Source organism: Pseudactinotalea sp. Z1739, from assembly GCF_049725055.1.
In the GTDB taxonomy this organism is placed as follows: Bacteria; Actinomycetota; Actinomycetes; order Actinomycetales; family Beutenbergiaceae; genus CALKWS01.
Map to the genome: position 1 here is coordinate 105,009 of NZ_JBMPQA010000005.1, position 13,940 is coordinate 118,948.

Here is a 13,940-nt window from a genome sequence, read left to right on the forward strand (position 1 = left end):
GAGGTCCTTTCGTTGGAACCTGTCTACTAGACATGTCTATGAGGGTCAATAGAATAGACTTGTCCGATGGCACACGTGATCCTTGGGCTCCTGCTCCTGCGTCCGCAGAGCCTGTACGAGTTGATCAAGAACGTCGAGGTGGGCGTCTCCCTCGTCTACAGCGCGAGTTCCGGCAGCATCAAAAGGGCTTTGGACAGCCTCCTGAGCAAGGGCCTGATCGAGGTCGCCAGCGTGGAACCCGGCGGTCGGGGTAAGAAGACCTACCGCACCACCAAGGCGGGCCGGCAGGAGTTCCACGAGTGGATGACAGGGGAGATCACCGGGCCTCAGTTGGAACTGGCGGCGCTGCCCCGGCTGTTCTTTCTGGGTCTGTTGGAACCGGGGGACCGCGTGCCCGTGTTGCGCAGAATGCAGAAGCGAGCCGCCGCAGATCTCGCCGAGTTCACCAAGTTGGAGGAGCGCCTGGACGCCATGGAGGTGCCTGCGGAGCTCAGCGATGTGTTCGCCTACCAGCGCGCCACGCTGGACTACGGGATCACCATGGGTCGCCATGCGGTGGCGTGGTTCGAGGCGTTGGCGCAGCGGGACGGCGCCGCATCCGGCCAGTGAGGCGGATAGTGCGGATGACGGCGTGATGCGCGTGGAGATGGCATTGGCGACGGCGCCGGTCATCGCGGCGACCTGACGGCGTGCCTGCGACTGTGTGATGGCGTCGTCATCGCAGCCAGCGCTCAGGCTCGATGCCCTTCCGGGAGCGGCCCGTCGCTGCTCGGGTCTGTCGTTAACGATTGCCTGGGTTCGTGCGAGTCTTGACCTGGAGTGCACTCCAGGGAGCACAGTGATGACACGAAGTCCGGAAGGAGTGATCCCATGACCACGAACATCACCCGCACACCCCCACGCAGACTCGGCCGCGAAGGTCCCGAGGTCTCCGCGCTCGGCGCCGGGACCTGGGCCATGGGTGGCCCATTCACCGTCGACGGCCGCGATGCGGGTTGGGGACCGGCCGACGACGAGGTGAGCCTGCGCGCCCTGCGCACCGCCTTCGACCACGGAATCACCCTGATCGACACCGCGGCGATCTACGGGACCGGGCACAGCGAACGCGTCCTGGGCCGGGCCCTGGCGGAACTGAACCCGGACGCCCGGGATCACGTCGTCGTCGCCACGAAGTTCGGCCACCTGTTCGACGAGCCCACCCGCACCGACCGCGGACACGACGTCTCCGCGGCCAGCATCCGCACCCAGTGCGAGGCGAGCCTGCGACGGCTGGGCATCGAGCCCATCGGCCTCTATCAACTCCATGGCGGCGCCCGGAGCGTCGCCGAGGCCGAAGACGTCGTCGCCACCTGCGAGGAACTGATCGATGCCGGGAAGATCCGGTGGTTCGGCACCAGCCAGGACGCGCCGGAGATCGTCGAGGCCTTCGCGTCGTCGCGGCATTGCGTAGCCGTGCAGACGCAGGTCAACGTGTTCGGGTGGTCCTCCGCTGTCCTTGACGTCGCCCGCGTCCACGGGCTCGCCATCCTTGCCCGATCACCGCTCGCGATGGGTCTGCTCAGTGGCCGCTACGCGCCGGACCGCCGTCCCGGCCCGGGCGACGTCCGGCTCGATACCCCCTGGTGGTCGTACTTCGATGAGGATGAGATGCAGGCCTGGCTGGAACGCCTGGACCGCGTCCGTGAACTCCTCACCACCGGGGGGCGCAGTCTGGTCCAGGGCGCCCTCGGCTACCTGTGGGCCCTGGATGAGGCGATCATCCCGCTGCCCGGAATCCGCACTCCCGAGCAGGCCCAGGAGAACGCCACCACCCTCGAGCTGGGGCCGCTCCCGGCGCCCGTCGCTGCGCAGATCACCGAGTTGCTCGCCGACTCCCCGGAGCGCCGCTGAAGGTCGCGACAGCCCCAACCTCGTCCCGGGGAGGCAACCATCCCGGGGCGATACTCTGCCCGGACGAAGGGAGTAGACCATGGCACGCGTGATCGGAATCGGAGGGTTCTTCTTCCGCGCTCGGGACCCGGACCGGCTCAGCGCCTGGTACGCCGAGCACCTCGACGTGCTTCGGCCACCGGCCTCTTACGACGCGCCGGCGTGGAACCAGGCAGCCGGACCGACCGTGTTCGCCCCGTTCGGTGGTGACGGGCCGAACGACCACCTGGGCCCGTCCGGGTGGGGGCTGAACCTACGGGTGGACGACCTCGACGGCATGATCGAACGACTCCGTGGCGCCGGGATCGACGTTTCCGTCGACCCCGAGCCCTATCCGAACGGACGGTTCGCCTCGCTGCACGACCCCGAGGGAAACCCCGTCCAACTCTGGCAGGTCGCCGGGCCCGCGACTTCGTGACGACGGACCGAGGAACTGACCACGTCGGGCCCTCGCCGGCGCGGTGTCAGCGATCGCGTCACGGACTCGTCACGAGGGTCAGGTTGTGCTGGAAGCGCAGGCGCTCGCTGCTGCTGGGCCAGTGCTCGGCCAGGAGTTGCCGGTAGATCATCGCCGCCTCCCCCGGACGCCCGTTCTCGTTCAGCCAGGACGCCTTGTGCTCACGGACGAAACTGCGATAGACCCGCTGCTCCAACGCGATGCCCTGGTCGTAGGCCGCTTCGACCTGCCGGGCATCGGCGCCCGATTTCTGCAGCACGGTGGCGAGGTTGACCGCCATCATCGACCGATCGACCTGCGGCAGGGTGGCGCTGCTGATCAGGCGTCGGAGTATCTCGGCAGCCTCCTGCGCCCGGCCCTCCTCGAAGGCTGCGTTGGCTTGCTGCGTGAGGTCCGAGTACTCCTGATGGTCCATGGCCAGCAAGGTAGCGGATCCGGGTGTTGAGCACCCCGCATCCCGCGTCGAGAAGCCTATTTCGAGGTTGAGCGCGCGCAATCGCCCAGGCCCGCGCACACTGATCTCCTCCCTCGAACCATCCGGGCGTCGAGACGGATCAGAACCGGAAGGACCGAATCGATGACTGAGGACATCAACCGCCCACCCCAGGGCCCCACAGTCTCAGGCGGGGGCGTCACCGACCCAGTCGGTGATCCCATGCCCCAGACGTCCGAGCCGATTGCGGCGACCGGGTCGCACGACTCCGGCGGCGCATCCGCTGACAGCAGGGCGGATACAGCCAAGCGCGAGGCATCCAAGACCGCTCAGAACGCTCAAGCACAGGCCGCGCACGTGGCCGAGACCGCCGCGGACGAGGCCAGACAAACCGTCGGGGAGGCCAAGCGCCAGGCGATGGATCTGCTGCGGCAGACGTCGACCGAACTGAACGAACAGGCCGGGACCCAGTTGGAGCGGTTCACGAACGGACTTCAAGGGTTCTCCTCCCAAGCGCGCCAGATGGCCGATGGAGCCGAGCAGGACGGTACCGCCGCGACCCTCGTGCGGTGGGCCTCGGAAACCGCCGGCGACGCCGGGCGCTGGTTGGAAGGTCGCGACCCTTCGGCGGTACTGGAGGAGGTCAAGCGTTACGCCCGTCGTCGTCCGGGCATGTTCGTGCTCGTCGCCGCAGGGTTGGGCCTGGCGGCCGGAAGGATCGCGCGCAGTCTCAAGGATGCCGGGCAGGACGACGGCGGTGATCACGCCGCGGGCAGTGGCGCTTCACCGGCGTACGCACCGGCCGCAGTGACGGGAGGGGGCACGTCCGGCGCGGCAGCGCCGGTGCCGGCAGCGGCCCCGCCGCCAGTACCGGCCGCGACCCCACCCCCGGTGCCGCCCCGACCGCGCACCGCAGACAGGGTCCCGCCCCCCACCATTCCGCCCGCGCCGCCGCGCCCCTCCGGCGGCCAGCACAGCGGGCCGTATGACGAGGGAAGGGCCACCTGATGGCCACCCCGTCGGAACACAGACCCGACCCCGCGGTCGGGCCCAGGTCGCAGACAGGACCAGCGGGGGACGCCGGCACGCCCCACGGCGCCGCAGCCGGTCACCCCGAGGCCTCCTCGACGTCCCGCCCCGAGGACGCCACGGTCGGGGAGTTGCTGGGCAACCTCACCGCTGACTTCTCCACCCTGGTGCGCCAGGAGGTGGAGTTGGCCAAGGCCGAGATCACCGAGAGCGTCAGCAAGGCCGGGAAGGGAGCCGGACTGTTCGGTGGCGCGGCCGTGGCCGGGCACTTCGTGCTGCTTTTCGCTTCGCTCGCCCTGTGGTGGGCGCTCGGCGTGCTGCTCAGCGCGGACGGAGCGGACTGGCCCGCACTGGGCTGGTCCGGCCTGATCGTCGCCGTCCTCTGGGCGATCATCGCCGCAATCTTGGCCGTCACCGGCCGCAAGGAGATCAAGGAGATCGAGGGCATTCCCCAGACCACCCGGACCGTCAAGAAGATCCCGGACGCCGTGAAAGGACAGGAACACCGATGAGTACCAGAGACCCAGATGAGATCCGTCGAGACGTCGAACGCACCCGGGCTGACCTCAGCCGGGACGTCGACGCGCTCACCGACAAGACCAGCCCCCGGAACATCGCCCACCGTCAGGGGGAGAAGGTCCGTGACGCCGTCGCCGGGGCCAAGGACAAGGTCTTCGGGGCCGCCGAGGACGCCTCGGACTCGATCGGTGCCCAGACCTCCCGAGCCGGTGACATGGCACGCGAAGCCCCGCACCGGGTGAAGGAGAGGGCTGAGGGCAACCCCTTGGCTGCCGGCCTGGTCGCCTTCGGCGCAGGATTGCTGGTCGCCGGGCTGATCCCCTCCTCCCGCAAGGAACGTGAACTCGTGGAGCAGGCCAAGTCCAGTGACGCGGTCAGCCACGCGACCGAGGAGGTCAAGTCGATGGCAAGCGAGAGTGCCGAGCACCTGCGCGAGCCCGCCGAGCAGGCGGTGCAGGAGGTCAGGGACACCGCCACCGAAGGCGCGCAGCATGTGCGCGAGGAAGGCACGGACGCCGCTCAGGACGTTCGGTCACAGGCCGAGGACTCGGCCCAGAACGTGCGCGAGAGCAACTGAACCCAGTCGGCCTCTCCCACGGACGAAGGTCCCCGGCACGTACGCCGGGGACCTTCGTCTGTGTGTGGGGCGGCAGCGGTGACCATCTCCTGACGTGAACCCGTGGGGCCGGGCAGGTGCGTCGTCGGGCAGGCGGCGACGCCGTCGGGCGGGCTATTGCGTCGTCCTACCGTGTGCGGCGGGTGCGGCCTCGGCGGGTGCGGCCGCCCCGGCGGCTGCTGCCACCCCGGCCGCCGGCGCGACCCTCGCCACCGCCCTCGCCACGGCCCTCGCCTTTTCTACCCGCGCTACGGCGGATCGTGCCCGCCTCCTCGACCAGGTCCGCCCGCTTGTCCTTCTTCTTCACGATCTGGGTGTCGTCGCGGGGCGGCAGTTGGATGTGTTCCTCGGCCGGCATGTCGCTCTGCAGTTCGCGGCCGCGTTCGAGTTCGGCGTCGAACTCAGCGCCGAAGAGGATGGCCAGATTCATGATCCACAGCCACAGCAGGAAGATGATGACTCCGGCCAGCGCGCCGTAGGTGGCGTTGTAGGAGCCGAAGTTGGCCACATAGAAGCCGAGGCCCGCGGTAGCCACGGCGGCCGCCACGATCGCCAGGAGCGCCCCGGGGCTGACCCAGCGCAGTCTCTTCATCTTCACGTTCGGGGTCATGTAGTACAGCAGCGCGAGCACCAGCATCACGATCAGGACCAGCACCGGCCATTTCGCGATGTTCCACACCAGCACCGCCGTCTCACCCAGGCCCACCAGATCCCCGACCCAGCGGGCAACCGGGCCGCTGACCACCAGGATCAGCGCCGCGATCGCGACCAGGATGATCAGCACTGCGGTCAGCAGGTACATCAGCGGGCGCAGCTTCCAGATCGGACGCCCCTCGGCGACCTCATAGACCGCATTCATCGCCCGGCTGAAGGCGTTGACGTAGTTCGACGCGGTCCACAGCGCGGTGAGGATACCGAGCACCAGACCCAGCCCGGCACCCTGGCTCTCCGTGATCGAACTGATCGGTCCGCGCAGTTGGTCGGCGGTGTCCTCGGGCAGGTACTCGGTCAGCATGTTCAAGATCGCATTCGTGGTGGCCTCCCCCTGGCCGAGCACGCCGAGCAGGGAGACCAGCACCACCAGCGCCGGGAACATCGACAGCACCGCGAAGTAGGTCAGGGCGGCGGCCCGGTCGACGAGCTGGTCGCGGGTGAATTCCGCGGCGGCCCGCTTCAGGGTGTACTTCCACGTAGGCGCCTTCAGGTCCGTGGGACCTTCGGGGTTCCGGTCCCCGGTGCGCGCTGTCTTTTTCGTGCTCATGGCAGAAGCGTCATGCACTTTGGTCGAGTCGGCCACCTGAACGCGGCCCCGGGGCATGCTGACCGCTGCCGGTAACCTCCGGACGGTGAGCACCAACTCCCCGCCACTGCCCCCGTGGCCGGACACCCCGCCCAGGCACGGGCGAGTGCTGCTGCGCGCAGTGACCGAGCAGGACGTGACGATGGCGCGGGAGCTTTCGACCGATCCCTATGTTCCCGCCACCGGCTCCCTGCCCGCCCGTGCCACCCCATCCCAGGCGCGTGCCTGGGTACGTCGCCAGCAATGCCGCCACGCGGAGGGGAGCGGCTTCTCCTTCACGATCGCCGTCGCCGCAACCGGTCGCGCAGTCGGTCATTGCGGCCTGTGGCTGAGGGAGTTCGGAGCAGGGCGCGCCAGCGCCGGGTACGCCCTCGCCCCCTTCGCCCGCGGACAGGGCCTGGCCGTGGACGCGCTCACCGCGCTGACGCACTTCGCCTGGACCGTGCCGGGGCTGTTCCGGATCGCGTTGTACATCGAACCCGACAATCACGCCTCGATCCGCACCGCCGAGGCCGCCGGCTACCTGCGCGAGGGTCTGCTCCGCAGCCACCAGGAGATCGCAGGTCGGCGCCGGGACATGGTGCTCTACGCCGTCGTCAGGCCCAGTGGTACGGCGACGGATGCACCGGTGGCCTAGGAGCTGGCCGTACCACGGCACCGGCAGGCGGAACAGCAGCGAGACATGCTGGACCGACGCGCCCGCCGGCAGGCACACTGGCAGGCGATGACCCAGCGCATTCCAGGCGGCGTGCCGATCCACACCTGGGTGGACCGGCTCATCCACGAGGCCCGGGAGCGGGGCGAGTTCGACAACCTGCCCGGTGCCGGCAAGCCCCTGCCCGGCCTGGACAAACCGGTGCATGAGGACTGGTGGGTGCACCAGAAGATCCGCGAGGAAGAGGTCCCGGCCCACGTCCTCCTGCCCCCCGCTCTGCAGTTGCGCAAGGAGATCGCGGAGTTGCCCGAGGTGGTGCGGGACCTCCCGGATGAGGAGTCGGTCCGCGCGGCGGTTCACGAACTCAATCGGCGGGTAGCGGAATGGGTCCGCGCCCCCAGCGGACCGGTGCTGCCGGTCGGGCGCGCCGACGTCGAGGAGGTCGTGACCGGGTGGCGCACCGCCCGTAGCCGGCCGGCCCCGGTAACGCCCGACGACGACGCAGCCTCGGGTGGGCAGGGCGGTGCACCCGGGGACGAACCAGCCGAGGTGCCACAGCCGCGCCGTGCCTCCTGGTGGCGCCGGAGACTTCGAGGCGAACGCCGTGCCTGAGCGCTCAGTGGGGCACGCCGGGAGTGGCGCCCACCCCGGCGATGACCACCTGGTAGGGAGCCATCACCTTCCCCCGGGTGGCGGTGGTGCCGAGCACCACCGCCAACTCACCCGCGCCGCCCGCGCCTGCGCCGCCCGCGCCGCCCGTACCCGCCCGGCGCAGCAGGGCATCGAGCCGGTCGCCGAGCACCTGGCGGGGGCGCCGGATGGGCCGCCCGGTCAGGTTCACCTCCACCAACCACACCTCACCGTCGGGGCCGGTGCGCAGCCACCCGAAGTAGTGGCGGGACCGGGGAGCGCAGAAGTGCACGTCGCCCTCGGTCAGGGCCGGATGAGCCCGGCGCAACCGGATCAGGTTCCGGTAGAAGTTCAGCACCGAGGCGGGTTCGCCGTCCTGCTCCAGCACGGTGAACCCGCGGGAGTCCTCCACCCCGGGTTGCCACGCATCACCAGTGCTGAACCCGGTGGTCTCTCCCGGTTGCCAGCGCATCGGCACCCGGGAGTGGTCCCGCGCCCCGGGCAGCACCTCGGCCAGAGCCTGGGCCTCGGTGCGCCCCTCCTCCCGCAACTGCGCGAAGCGGTCGCGTGACTCCACGTCCCGCAGGTCGATCACCGAGGTGAAGTCCTGGTTGATCGCCCCGATCTCCTGGCCCTGGAAGATGAACGGGGTGCCGGGCAGCGTCAACTGGATCGTGGCCAGCACCTTGGCCACCGCGGTGCGCAGGTGGGGGATGTGGTCCTTGTCCCCGAGCACCTTGGAGACCATCCGCGGGTTGTCGTGGTTCTCGATGAACAGGGCCAGGTGGTCATCGGGACCGAGCCGGGCCAGGTAGTCCTGGTAGTAGGTCTTCAGGTATCGCAGGTCGTAGCGGTAGTCGTCCCAGCGGATGCGGCCGGGGTTCTCCAGCACGTCGAAGTTGAACACCAGGTCCAGTTCACCGCGTCCGGCCGCACTGAGCAGCCGTCCCATCTCCACCCCCACTCCCGGGGTCTCCCCGACCATCACTCCCACCGGATCAGGGGGCAGCCGGTCGCCGATCAGGCCGTCGCGGTCGCGGGCCCGGGCGGTCGAGGCAGGTGCGGGTTCGTCGGGGGAGCGGGTGAACCCGTGGGCGCGCAGTTCACGCAGGTAGGTGTGCAGGTTGGGGCCGTAGAAGTAGTTCTCGATCCCGGGGAACCCGATCAGGTCCCCGATTCCGTCGTCGCCGTCGGGCAGGCCGGGCCGTTTGGAGATCAAGTTGATGACGTCGAGCCGGAAGCCGTCGATGCCCCGTTCGCGCCACCAGCGCACGATGTCGGCGACCTCGCGGCGCACCGCGGGGTTGTCCCAGTTCAGGTCCATCTGCCCGGGCGCGAACAGGTGCAACGCCCAGCGCTCGGCCTCGGGGATCCACCGCCAGGCCTGGCCCCCGAAGAACGCCCTCCAGTTGTTCGGCGGCGGCCCGGACCCGTCCTCACCCGCGAGGCCCGGACGCAGGTGGTAGTACTCGCCGTAGGGCCCATCCGGGTCCCGTACCGCGGAGTGGAACCACTCGTGCTGATCGGAGGTGTGGTTGACCACCAGATCCAGGATGATCCGCATCCCCCGCTGGTGACAGCCCGCGATCAACTCGTCCAGGTCCTCCAGGGTCCCCATCTCCTCCATCACCGCGCGGTAGTCACGCACGTCATAGCCCATGTCCATGTTGGGGGAGTCGAAGATCGGGGACAGCCACACACAGTCCACCCCCAGGTCCGCCAGGTAGTCCAGGTGGGAGATCACCCCGCGCAGGTCCCCGATGCCATCGCCGTCAGAGTCGGCGAAGGAGCGGGGATAGACCTGATAGAAGACGGCGGAGTGCCACCAGGGGGAAGACGGCGCCGCGCCCGGGGGTACTGCCGCGTCGTGCGGCCCGTCCGGGGTGCCGGACCGCTCGGGATGGTCGGCAAGCACCGCGAGGAAAGCGTCGGCGAAGCCCGGGCCGACGCTGCGGCGGGCCAGGCGCGCCACGGCGGCCAGGGGCAGGTTCGCCACCACCGGGTTGGTCACCCACCGCCGGGAGCGTCCGAGTTGGAGCAGTACCTTGTCGATCGCGTCCCGGCCCACCGGGTGGGCGTAGACGTCCTTGATCCTGGTCTGCCCATCGGGTCGGGCCATCGATACCTCCACGTGGTTCGGTTCGCGCTGATGTTCTCGCACTTCGACCCGCGGCGCCCGGGGAAGGGCAGTGCTAGTCGGCGGGGCCTTTAACAGGTTCTTAACAGCGGTCTCCTAGCGTCGCCGTTGACGCCGGTCAGGAAGTCTCTGACGAGGAGGCACCGGGGGATGAGGGAAGGATCGACGATGAGACGGAACATGCGAATCACGCTGCTGGCGGCGGCTGCCGGTGTGATGCTGATGCTGTCCGGGTGCGGCATGTTGCCCGACGGCCTCGGAGGACCCGGTCAGGACGAGGAGATCGATGACGCCGTCGCCGCCGAGCCGGCCCAGCCCGCCGCGGATGAGGCCGAGGAGACCGTGGATGTCGAGGAGGCCGGCGGGGACCTGGAACCGTTGCCGGTGCAGCCCCAGCAGGTCGGTGCCACGGTGCATGTCGGCGGCATGGAGTACACCATCGAGTCCCTGGACGTCATCGACGTCGACGCCGAGCACAACCAGAGCAACCGGGTCCAGGGGGCGCGCGTGATCCTGACCGGGAGCGTGACCAACCCTGGAGGCAGCAGCGCACCGGCCAACGCCGGGTTCGTCCTGGAATGGGAGGACGCCGAGACGGGGCACTCCTTCGAGTCATCGGGACGGAACATGGGCGATACGGTGCCGAGCGGAGGCACCGGGCCGCTCGAAGTCGAGATCCCGCTCAACCCCGACCAGCTGGAGACCTTCGATCAGGACCGTGCCATCGTGCTGGTCGGCTCCCCCGAGCGAAGCCGGGCTCAGGCTCCGCTGGGCAGCCAGGGTGAGTTGATCACGCGCATCCCGGTGCAACAGCCCGGTCTGGTCGGGGAGGCCTTCGACGTGGGCGGCCAGTTGACGGTGACCGTTCAGGAGGCCGACCTGCGCTGGGACATCGATCAAGGTACCGAGGACGGCACCGCCGTGCTGGAACTGATGGTGGAGGTGCGCAACGACACCGACCGCCAGCAGTGCTGGAGCCGGGGCGCGGGGAACAACTTCGCGTTGCTGACCTCCGATGGCACCGACACCGTGGACCTCGGCATGAGTGACCGCGGCTGTGTCCCCGGTGGTGGATCCACGGTCTCGCTCACCGGGCTACCGGTCCATGAGGCCTACGCCGGTGAGTACACCCTGGTGCTCGACTACGAGCCCATCACATCGGATGACCGGTTCGCCGAGAACCAGGTGCCGATGGAGTTCACGATGGTCGAGGAGCCGGCCGTGCTGCTGTCCGAGCGCTGACCGGCAGGTCCGGTTGCCGGCCCAGGCCGGCGATCCCGGCCACCACCACCGCGACCGATCGCGCGCCACTGACTGCCATTTCCTCGGTGAGGTGTTCGGGTCCGAGCACCTCACCGAGGCGGGTGAGCACATCCGGCAGATCGGGCACGGTGGTGGGGTCGGCCCCGTGCCCGCTGCGTTCGCGGTGCCGGCGGGCCACCCCGAGCAATCCGGCGGCGTGCCCGGGTCGCTCGGGCGCCTCGAGCGCTGCGCTGGTTTCGATCAGGCCGGAAACCCACCAGGCGTCGAGGAGTTCATCGGTGACCACGGCCTGGGCCACCGTCCGCACCAGTTCCCGGGCCTCGGTCTCCTCACCCAGGGCGCGGTGTCGCAGTGCGCGCTGCCAGCCCAGCCGTGCCCGCTGCTCCGGTGAACCGACGTCAGCGTAGATCGCCTGCGCGGAGCGGGTCAGGATCATCGCCGCCCGATGCTGCCCCCGTTCGGCCTCGATCCCCGCGAGACGTTCCAGCGCCATCGCCTCCATGTGCGTGCTGCCCAGGTCGCGGTAGGCGGTCCGGGCGCTCTCCAGATGCGTCGCGGCATCGTCGAGCCGAGCCAGCTTGTGCGCAGCGATGCCGCGATTGAGTTCGGTGGCGGCTGTGCCGACCGCGTGGCCGCTTTCCACGAACAGTCCGTGGGCGCGGCTCCACATCTCATACGCATCCGCGTGGTCGCCCCGGTCCGAGGCCAGCCCGGCCATGTTGTTCAGGGTCAGGGCCTGCCCGGCCTTGTCCCGCAGGCCCTTGCGGATCTGCCACGCCTGGTGCAGCAGGTCCTCCGCAGCGGGCCGGTCGCCGTCGTCCCAGGCCAGGCCACCGGCGGCGTGCAGGGCGGCCCCTCGTACAGCCGGGTCGGCATCGTCGCCCGCCTCGAGGAGCTGGCGCAACCAGCGGCGTCCCTCGGTATGCATGCGCCGCCGCATCCAGAACGGCGACAGCGCCGCCGTCATCGAGAGGCCCCGCTGCGGATCGGTTTCCACCGCGTGGGCCAACCCCGCGCGAAGGTCCGCATCGAGTTCAGCCAGGCCGGCCAGTGCCGGTGCCTCGCCGGGGCCGCCCACGTGCGTCACGGCCTCCCGGACCTGGTGGTGCAGGTACTCCAGATGGCGGGTCTGCAGTTCCGGTGGGGCGTGACCCAGGCGAGAGAGCACCTGTGGCGCAGAACGGCGTACCGGGGGCAGTAACGAGTACCGACCGCGTTCTCCGCTGAGGTCGGCGACCACCACGGCCGCGTGCGTGAGTTCGGCGAGGAGCGCGGGAAGGTCCCCGCCCGGCACCGTCGAGTCGGAGCAGACCGCCTCGATCGCCTTGACCCCCACCGGGCTGCGGAAGATGCGCATGCGGCTCAGCAACTCCCGGGCCGCAGGCCGCAGGTGCTCCAGCGTCCCGGTCAGCGCCACCTCCATGGACTGGTGCCGGGTGGGCCGGTCCCGTTCCGAAGCAGCCGAACCCAGGTTCCGGTGCAACTGGTCGATCACGTCCGAGACGGTGAGCACGCCGCACTGCGCGGCGGCCAGTTCGATGGCCAGCGGAAGGCCGCCGAGCAGGGTGGCCACCTCCCGCAGGCGAGGATCGTCGTCGTCCGGCAGCACGGTGCCGGGGCCCGCTTGGCGGGCCCGCTCCAGGAACAGCCGCACCGCCTCCGGTGCGCCCGTCCCGTCTCCGGAGACCTCCAGCATGGGCGTGACCCACACCGACTCACCGACGACGTTCAATGGGATCCTGCTGGTGGCGAGAACCCGGACGCGGGGGCAGGCGGCGAGCAGACCCGATACGAGGTCCGCCACCGCCTCGGCCACGTGCTCGCAGTTGTCGAGCACGAGCAATTGCTCCCGGGTGTCGAGCGCAGCCGCGACCCCCTCGACGTCGGCAGCGGAGATACCCAGAGCAGCCGCGACGACGGAGGGAACCAGCGCGGGATCCTCCAGGGCCTCGAACGAGGCGAAGACGACGCCGTGGTTGAAGTGAGCCGCCGACGCCTCCGCCGCGGCCACGCTCAGCCGGGTCTTGCCCACCCCGCCCAGGCCGGTGAGGGTAGTGAGCCGGTGCCGGCCGATCAGGGCGGTGAGTGCCTCGATCTCTGCGGATCGCCCGACGAAGGAGGTCGCGAACACCGGCAGGTCGACGTTTGCCGCGGCCGGTGGATCCAAGGCCGGGTCGTGCCGCAGGATCTGCTCCTGGAGCCGGCGCAGCGCCGCAGTCGGCTGCACGCCCAGTTCCTCATCCAGTGCCGCCACGGCGCGGTGGTAGGTCTGCAGGGCATCACCCTGCCGCCCGTTCCAGTACTGGGCGGTGATCAGCAGACTCCAGACGCGTTCATCGAACGGGCGCTCCACGGTGAGTGCGGACAGGTCGCCGGTGTCGGTGTTCGCGCCCTGCGTGCGCATCTGCAGTTCGGCCAGGTCCACGTTGAGTTCACTGCGCTGGGTCAGTATCCGCTCGATCTCGGCGGTGGCGCCGGAGCGGACATCGGCCAGCGGCAGACCCCGCCAGAGGCTCCTCGCCGCCCGTAGATCGTGTCCGGCCCGTTCCAGGTCGCCGGAGCGGAGGGCCTCCCGACCGGATCTGGTGTGCCGGTCGAATTCGGCGATATCGACCTGCTCCCGGGAGATCGCGAGCCGGTACCCGGTGCCGATCCGCTCGAGCAGATCGGGTCGGCCGAACATCCTGCGCAGATGGGACACGTGCACCCGCAACGCGCTCTCCGCTGTCGCCGGCGGAGCGCCGTCCCAGACGAGTTCACACAGCAGGTCCACGCTCAGCACCTCACCCGGATGCTGGGCGAGGACCGCCAGCAGCGCCCGCCGGATCGGCCCGGTGATCGGCCGTTCCTCGCCGTCGATCCAGACCTGGAGCGGTCCGAGCAGCGCGATGTGCACGTCACTGCCGACCTTGCTCATCAATCGATTCAAGCATGTCGGGCTGCTCCGGGGGCAGGGAACGGGTGCTGATCGC

13 protein-coding genes are annotated in these 13,940 nt (G+C 69.8%); 9 read left to right on the plus strand and 4 right to left on the minus strand.

The genetic code is table 11. The features are described 5' to 3' along the window. Positions 1-66 precede the first annotated feature (66 nt). The 3 genes from ACO0LV_RS08235 to ACO0LV_RS08245 all read left to right on the plus strand — a co-directional run bounded on the left by ACO0LV_RS08235 (position 67) and on the right by ACO0LV_RS08245 (position 2,347). The gene (locus ACO0LV_RS08235; protein WP_424787405.1) at positions 67-609 is read left to right on the plus strand and encodes a PadR family transcriptional regulator; all 543 of its coding nucleotides are present in this window, start codon (positions 67-69) and stop codon (positions 607-609) included. A 261-nt stretch (positions 610-870) separates the two neighbouring features. Beyond that, positions 871-1,890, plus strand: coding sequence for an aldo/keto reductase (locus ACO0LV_RS08240; protein WP_424787406.1), 1,020 nt, complete (start codon positions 871-873; stop codon positions 1,888-1,890). Positions 1,891-1,969: 79 nt separating this feature from the next. Next, the gene (locus tag ACO0LV_RS08245; RefSeq protein WP_424787407.1) at positions 1,970-2,347 is read left to right on the plus strand and encodes a VOC family protein; all 378 of its coding nucleotides are present in this window, start codon (positions 1,970-1,972) and stop codon (positions 2,345-2,347) included. Between the two features lie 58 nt (positions 2,348-2,405). Here ACO0LV_RS08245 and ACO0LV_RS08250 read toward each other — a convergent pair whose 3' ends face one another. Further along, the gene (locus ACO0LV_RS08250; RefSeq protein ID WP_424787408.1) at positions 2,406-2,801 is read right to left on the minus strand and encodes a hypothetical protein; all 396 of its coding nucleotides are present in this window, start codon (positions 2,799-2,801) and stop codon (positions 2,406-2,408) included. A gap of 162 nt (positions 2,802-2,963) precedes the next feature. Between ACO0LV_RS08250 and ACO0LV_RS08255 the strand changes: the two genes are divergently transcribed. From ACO0LV_RS08255 to ACO0LV_RS08265, 3 genes are read left to right on the plus strand one after another with little or no spacing between them, the layout of a single operon-like run. Continuing rightward, a complete protein-coding gene (locus ACO0LV_RS08255) occupies positions 2,964-3,827 on the plus strand; it encodes a hypothetical protein (RefSeq protein ID WP_424787409.1) in 864 nt (287 codons plus the stop codon). Beyond that, a complete protein-coding gene (locus ACO0LV_RS08260) occupies positions 3,827-4,360 on the plus strand; it encodes a phage holin family protein (RefSeq protein WP_424787410.1) in 534 nt (177 codons plus the stop codon). The genes ACO0LV_RS08255 and ACO0LV_RS08260 overlap by 1 nt, the downstream gene beginning before the upstream one ends. Next, a complete protein-coding gene (locus tag ACO0LV_RS08265; protein WP_424787411.1) occupies positions 4,357-4,944 on the plus strand; it encodes a DUF3618 domain-containing protein in 588 nt (195 codons plus the stop codon). The genes ACO0LV_RS08260 and ACO0LV_RS08265 overlap by 4 nt, the downstream gene beginning before the upstream one ends. Before the next feature lie 166 nt (positions 4,945-5,110). Here the strand turns inward: ACO0LV_RS08265 and ACO0LV_RS08270 are convergent, their stop codons facing one another. Next, positions 5,111-6,244 carry a YihY/virulence factor BrkB family protein gene (locus ACO0LV_RS08270; protein WP_424787412.1) on the minus strand — a complete coding sequence of 378 codons (1,134 nt, stop codon included), beginning with the start codon at positions 6,242-6,244 and terminating at the stop codon, positions 5,111-5,113. Positions 6,245-6,329: 85 nt separating this feature from the next. On the opposite strand from ACO0LV_RS08270, the gene ACO0LV_RS08275 reads away from it, so the two are divergent. Next, a complete protein-coding gene (locus tag ACO0LV_RS08275) occupies positions 6,330-6,920 on the plus strand; it encodes a GNAT family N-acetyltransferase (protein ID WP_424787413.1) in 591 nt (196 codons plus the stop codon). 87 nt (positions 6,921-7,007) lie between these two features. Beyond that, a complete protein-coding gene (locus ACO0LV_RS08280) occupies positions 7,008-7,550 on the plus strand; it encodes a DUF1992 domain-containing protein (RefSeq protein ID WP_424787414.1) in 543 nt (180 codons plus the stop codon). Positions 7,551-7,554: 4 nt separating this feature from the next. Here the strand turns inward: ACO0LV_RS08280 and ACO0LV_RS08285 are convergent, their stop codons facing one another. Further along, positions 7,555-9,687, minus strand: coding sequence for an alpha-glucosidase (locus ACO0LV_RS08285; RefSeq protein WP_424787415.1), 2,133 nt, complete (start codon positions 9,685-9,687; stop codon positions 7,555-7,557). Positions 9,688-9,873: 186 nt separating this feature from the next. Between ACO0LV_RS08285 and ACO0LV_RS08290 the strand changes: the two genes are divergently transcribed. Beyond that, positions 9,874-10,947 (plus strand): hypothetical protein, encoded by a 1,074-nt coding sequence (locus ACO0LV_RS08290; RefSeq protein WP_424787416.1) that lies wholly within the window; start codon positions 9,874-9,876, stop codon positions 10,945-10,947. Here the strand turns inward: ACO0LV_RS08290 and ACO0LV_RS08295 are convergent. Continuing rightward, complete coding sequence (locus ACO0LV_RS08295) at positions 10,904-13,885, minus strand: BTAD domain-containing putative transcriptional regulator (RefSeq protein ID WP_424787417.1); 2,982 nt, start codon at positions 13,883-13,885, stop codon at positions 10,904-10,906. The genes ACO0LV_RS08290 and ACO0LV_RS08295 overlap by 44 nt on opposite strands. Positions 13,886-13,940 lie beyond the last annotated feature (55 nt).

Excerpts from the sequence above, each read along its gene's own strand:
- ACO0LV_RS08280 (WP_424787414.1), top strand. The coding sequence starts at position 7,008 with ATGACCCAGCGCATTCCAGGCGGCGTGCCGATCCACACCTGGGTGGAC.
- ACO0LV_RS08295 (WP_424787417.1), bottom strand. The coding sequence starts at position 13,885 with ATGAGCAAGGTCGGCAGTGACGTGCACATCGCGCTGCTCGGACCGCTC.
- ACO0LV_RS08265 (WP_424787411.1), top strand. The coding sequence starts at position 4,357 with ATGAGTACCAGAGACCCAGATGAGATCCGTCGAGACGTCGAACGCACC.
- ACO0LV_RS08290 (WP_424787416.1), top strand. The coding sequence starts at position 9,874 with ATGAGACGGAACATGCGAATCACGCTGCTGGCGGCGGCTGCCGGTGTG.
- ACO0LV_RS08255 (WP_424787409.1), top strand. The coding sequence starts at position 2,964 with ATGACTGAGGACATCAACCGCCCACCCCAGGGCCCCACAGTCTCAGGC.
- ACO0LV_RS08260 (WP_424787410.1), top strand. The coding sequence starts at position 3,827 with ATGGCCACCCCGTCGGAACACAGACCCGACCCCGCGGTCGGGCCCAGG.
- ACO0LV_RS08250 (WP_424787408.1), bottom strand. The coding sequence starts at position 2,801 with ATGGACCATCAGGAGTACTCGGACCTCACGCAGCAAGCCAACGCAGCC.
- ACO0LV_RS08245 (WP_424787407.1), top strand. The coding sequence starts at position 1,970 with ATGGCACGCGTGATCGGAATCGGAGGGTTCTTCTTCCGCGCTCGGGAC.
- ACO0LV_RS08235 (WP_424787405.1), top strand. The coding sequence starts at position 67 with ATGGCACACGTGATCCTTGGGCTCCTGCTCCTGCGTCCGCAGAGCCTG.
- ACO0LV_RS08285 (WP_424787415.1), bottom strand. The coding sequence starts at position 9,687 with ATGGCCCGACCCGATGGGCAGACCAGGATCAAGGACGTCTACGCCCAC.
- ACO0LV_RS08270 (WP_424787412.1), bottom strand. The coding sequence starts at position 6,244 with ATGAGCACGAAAAAGACAGCGCGCACCGGGGACCGGAACCCCGAAGGT.
- ACO0LV_RS08240 (WP_424787406.1), top strand. The coding sequence starts at position 871 with ATGACCACGAACATCACCCGCACACCCCCACGCAGACTCGGCCGCGAA.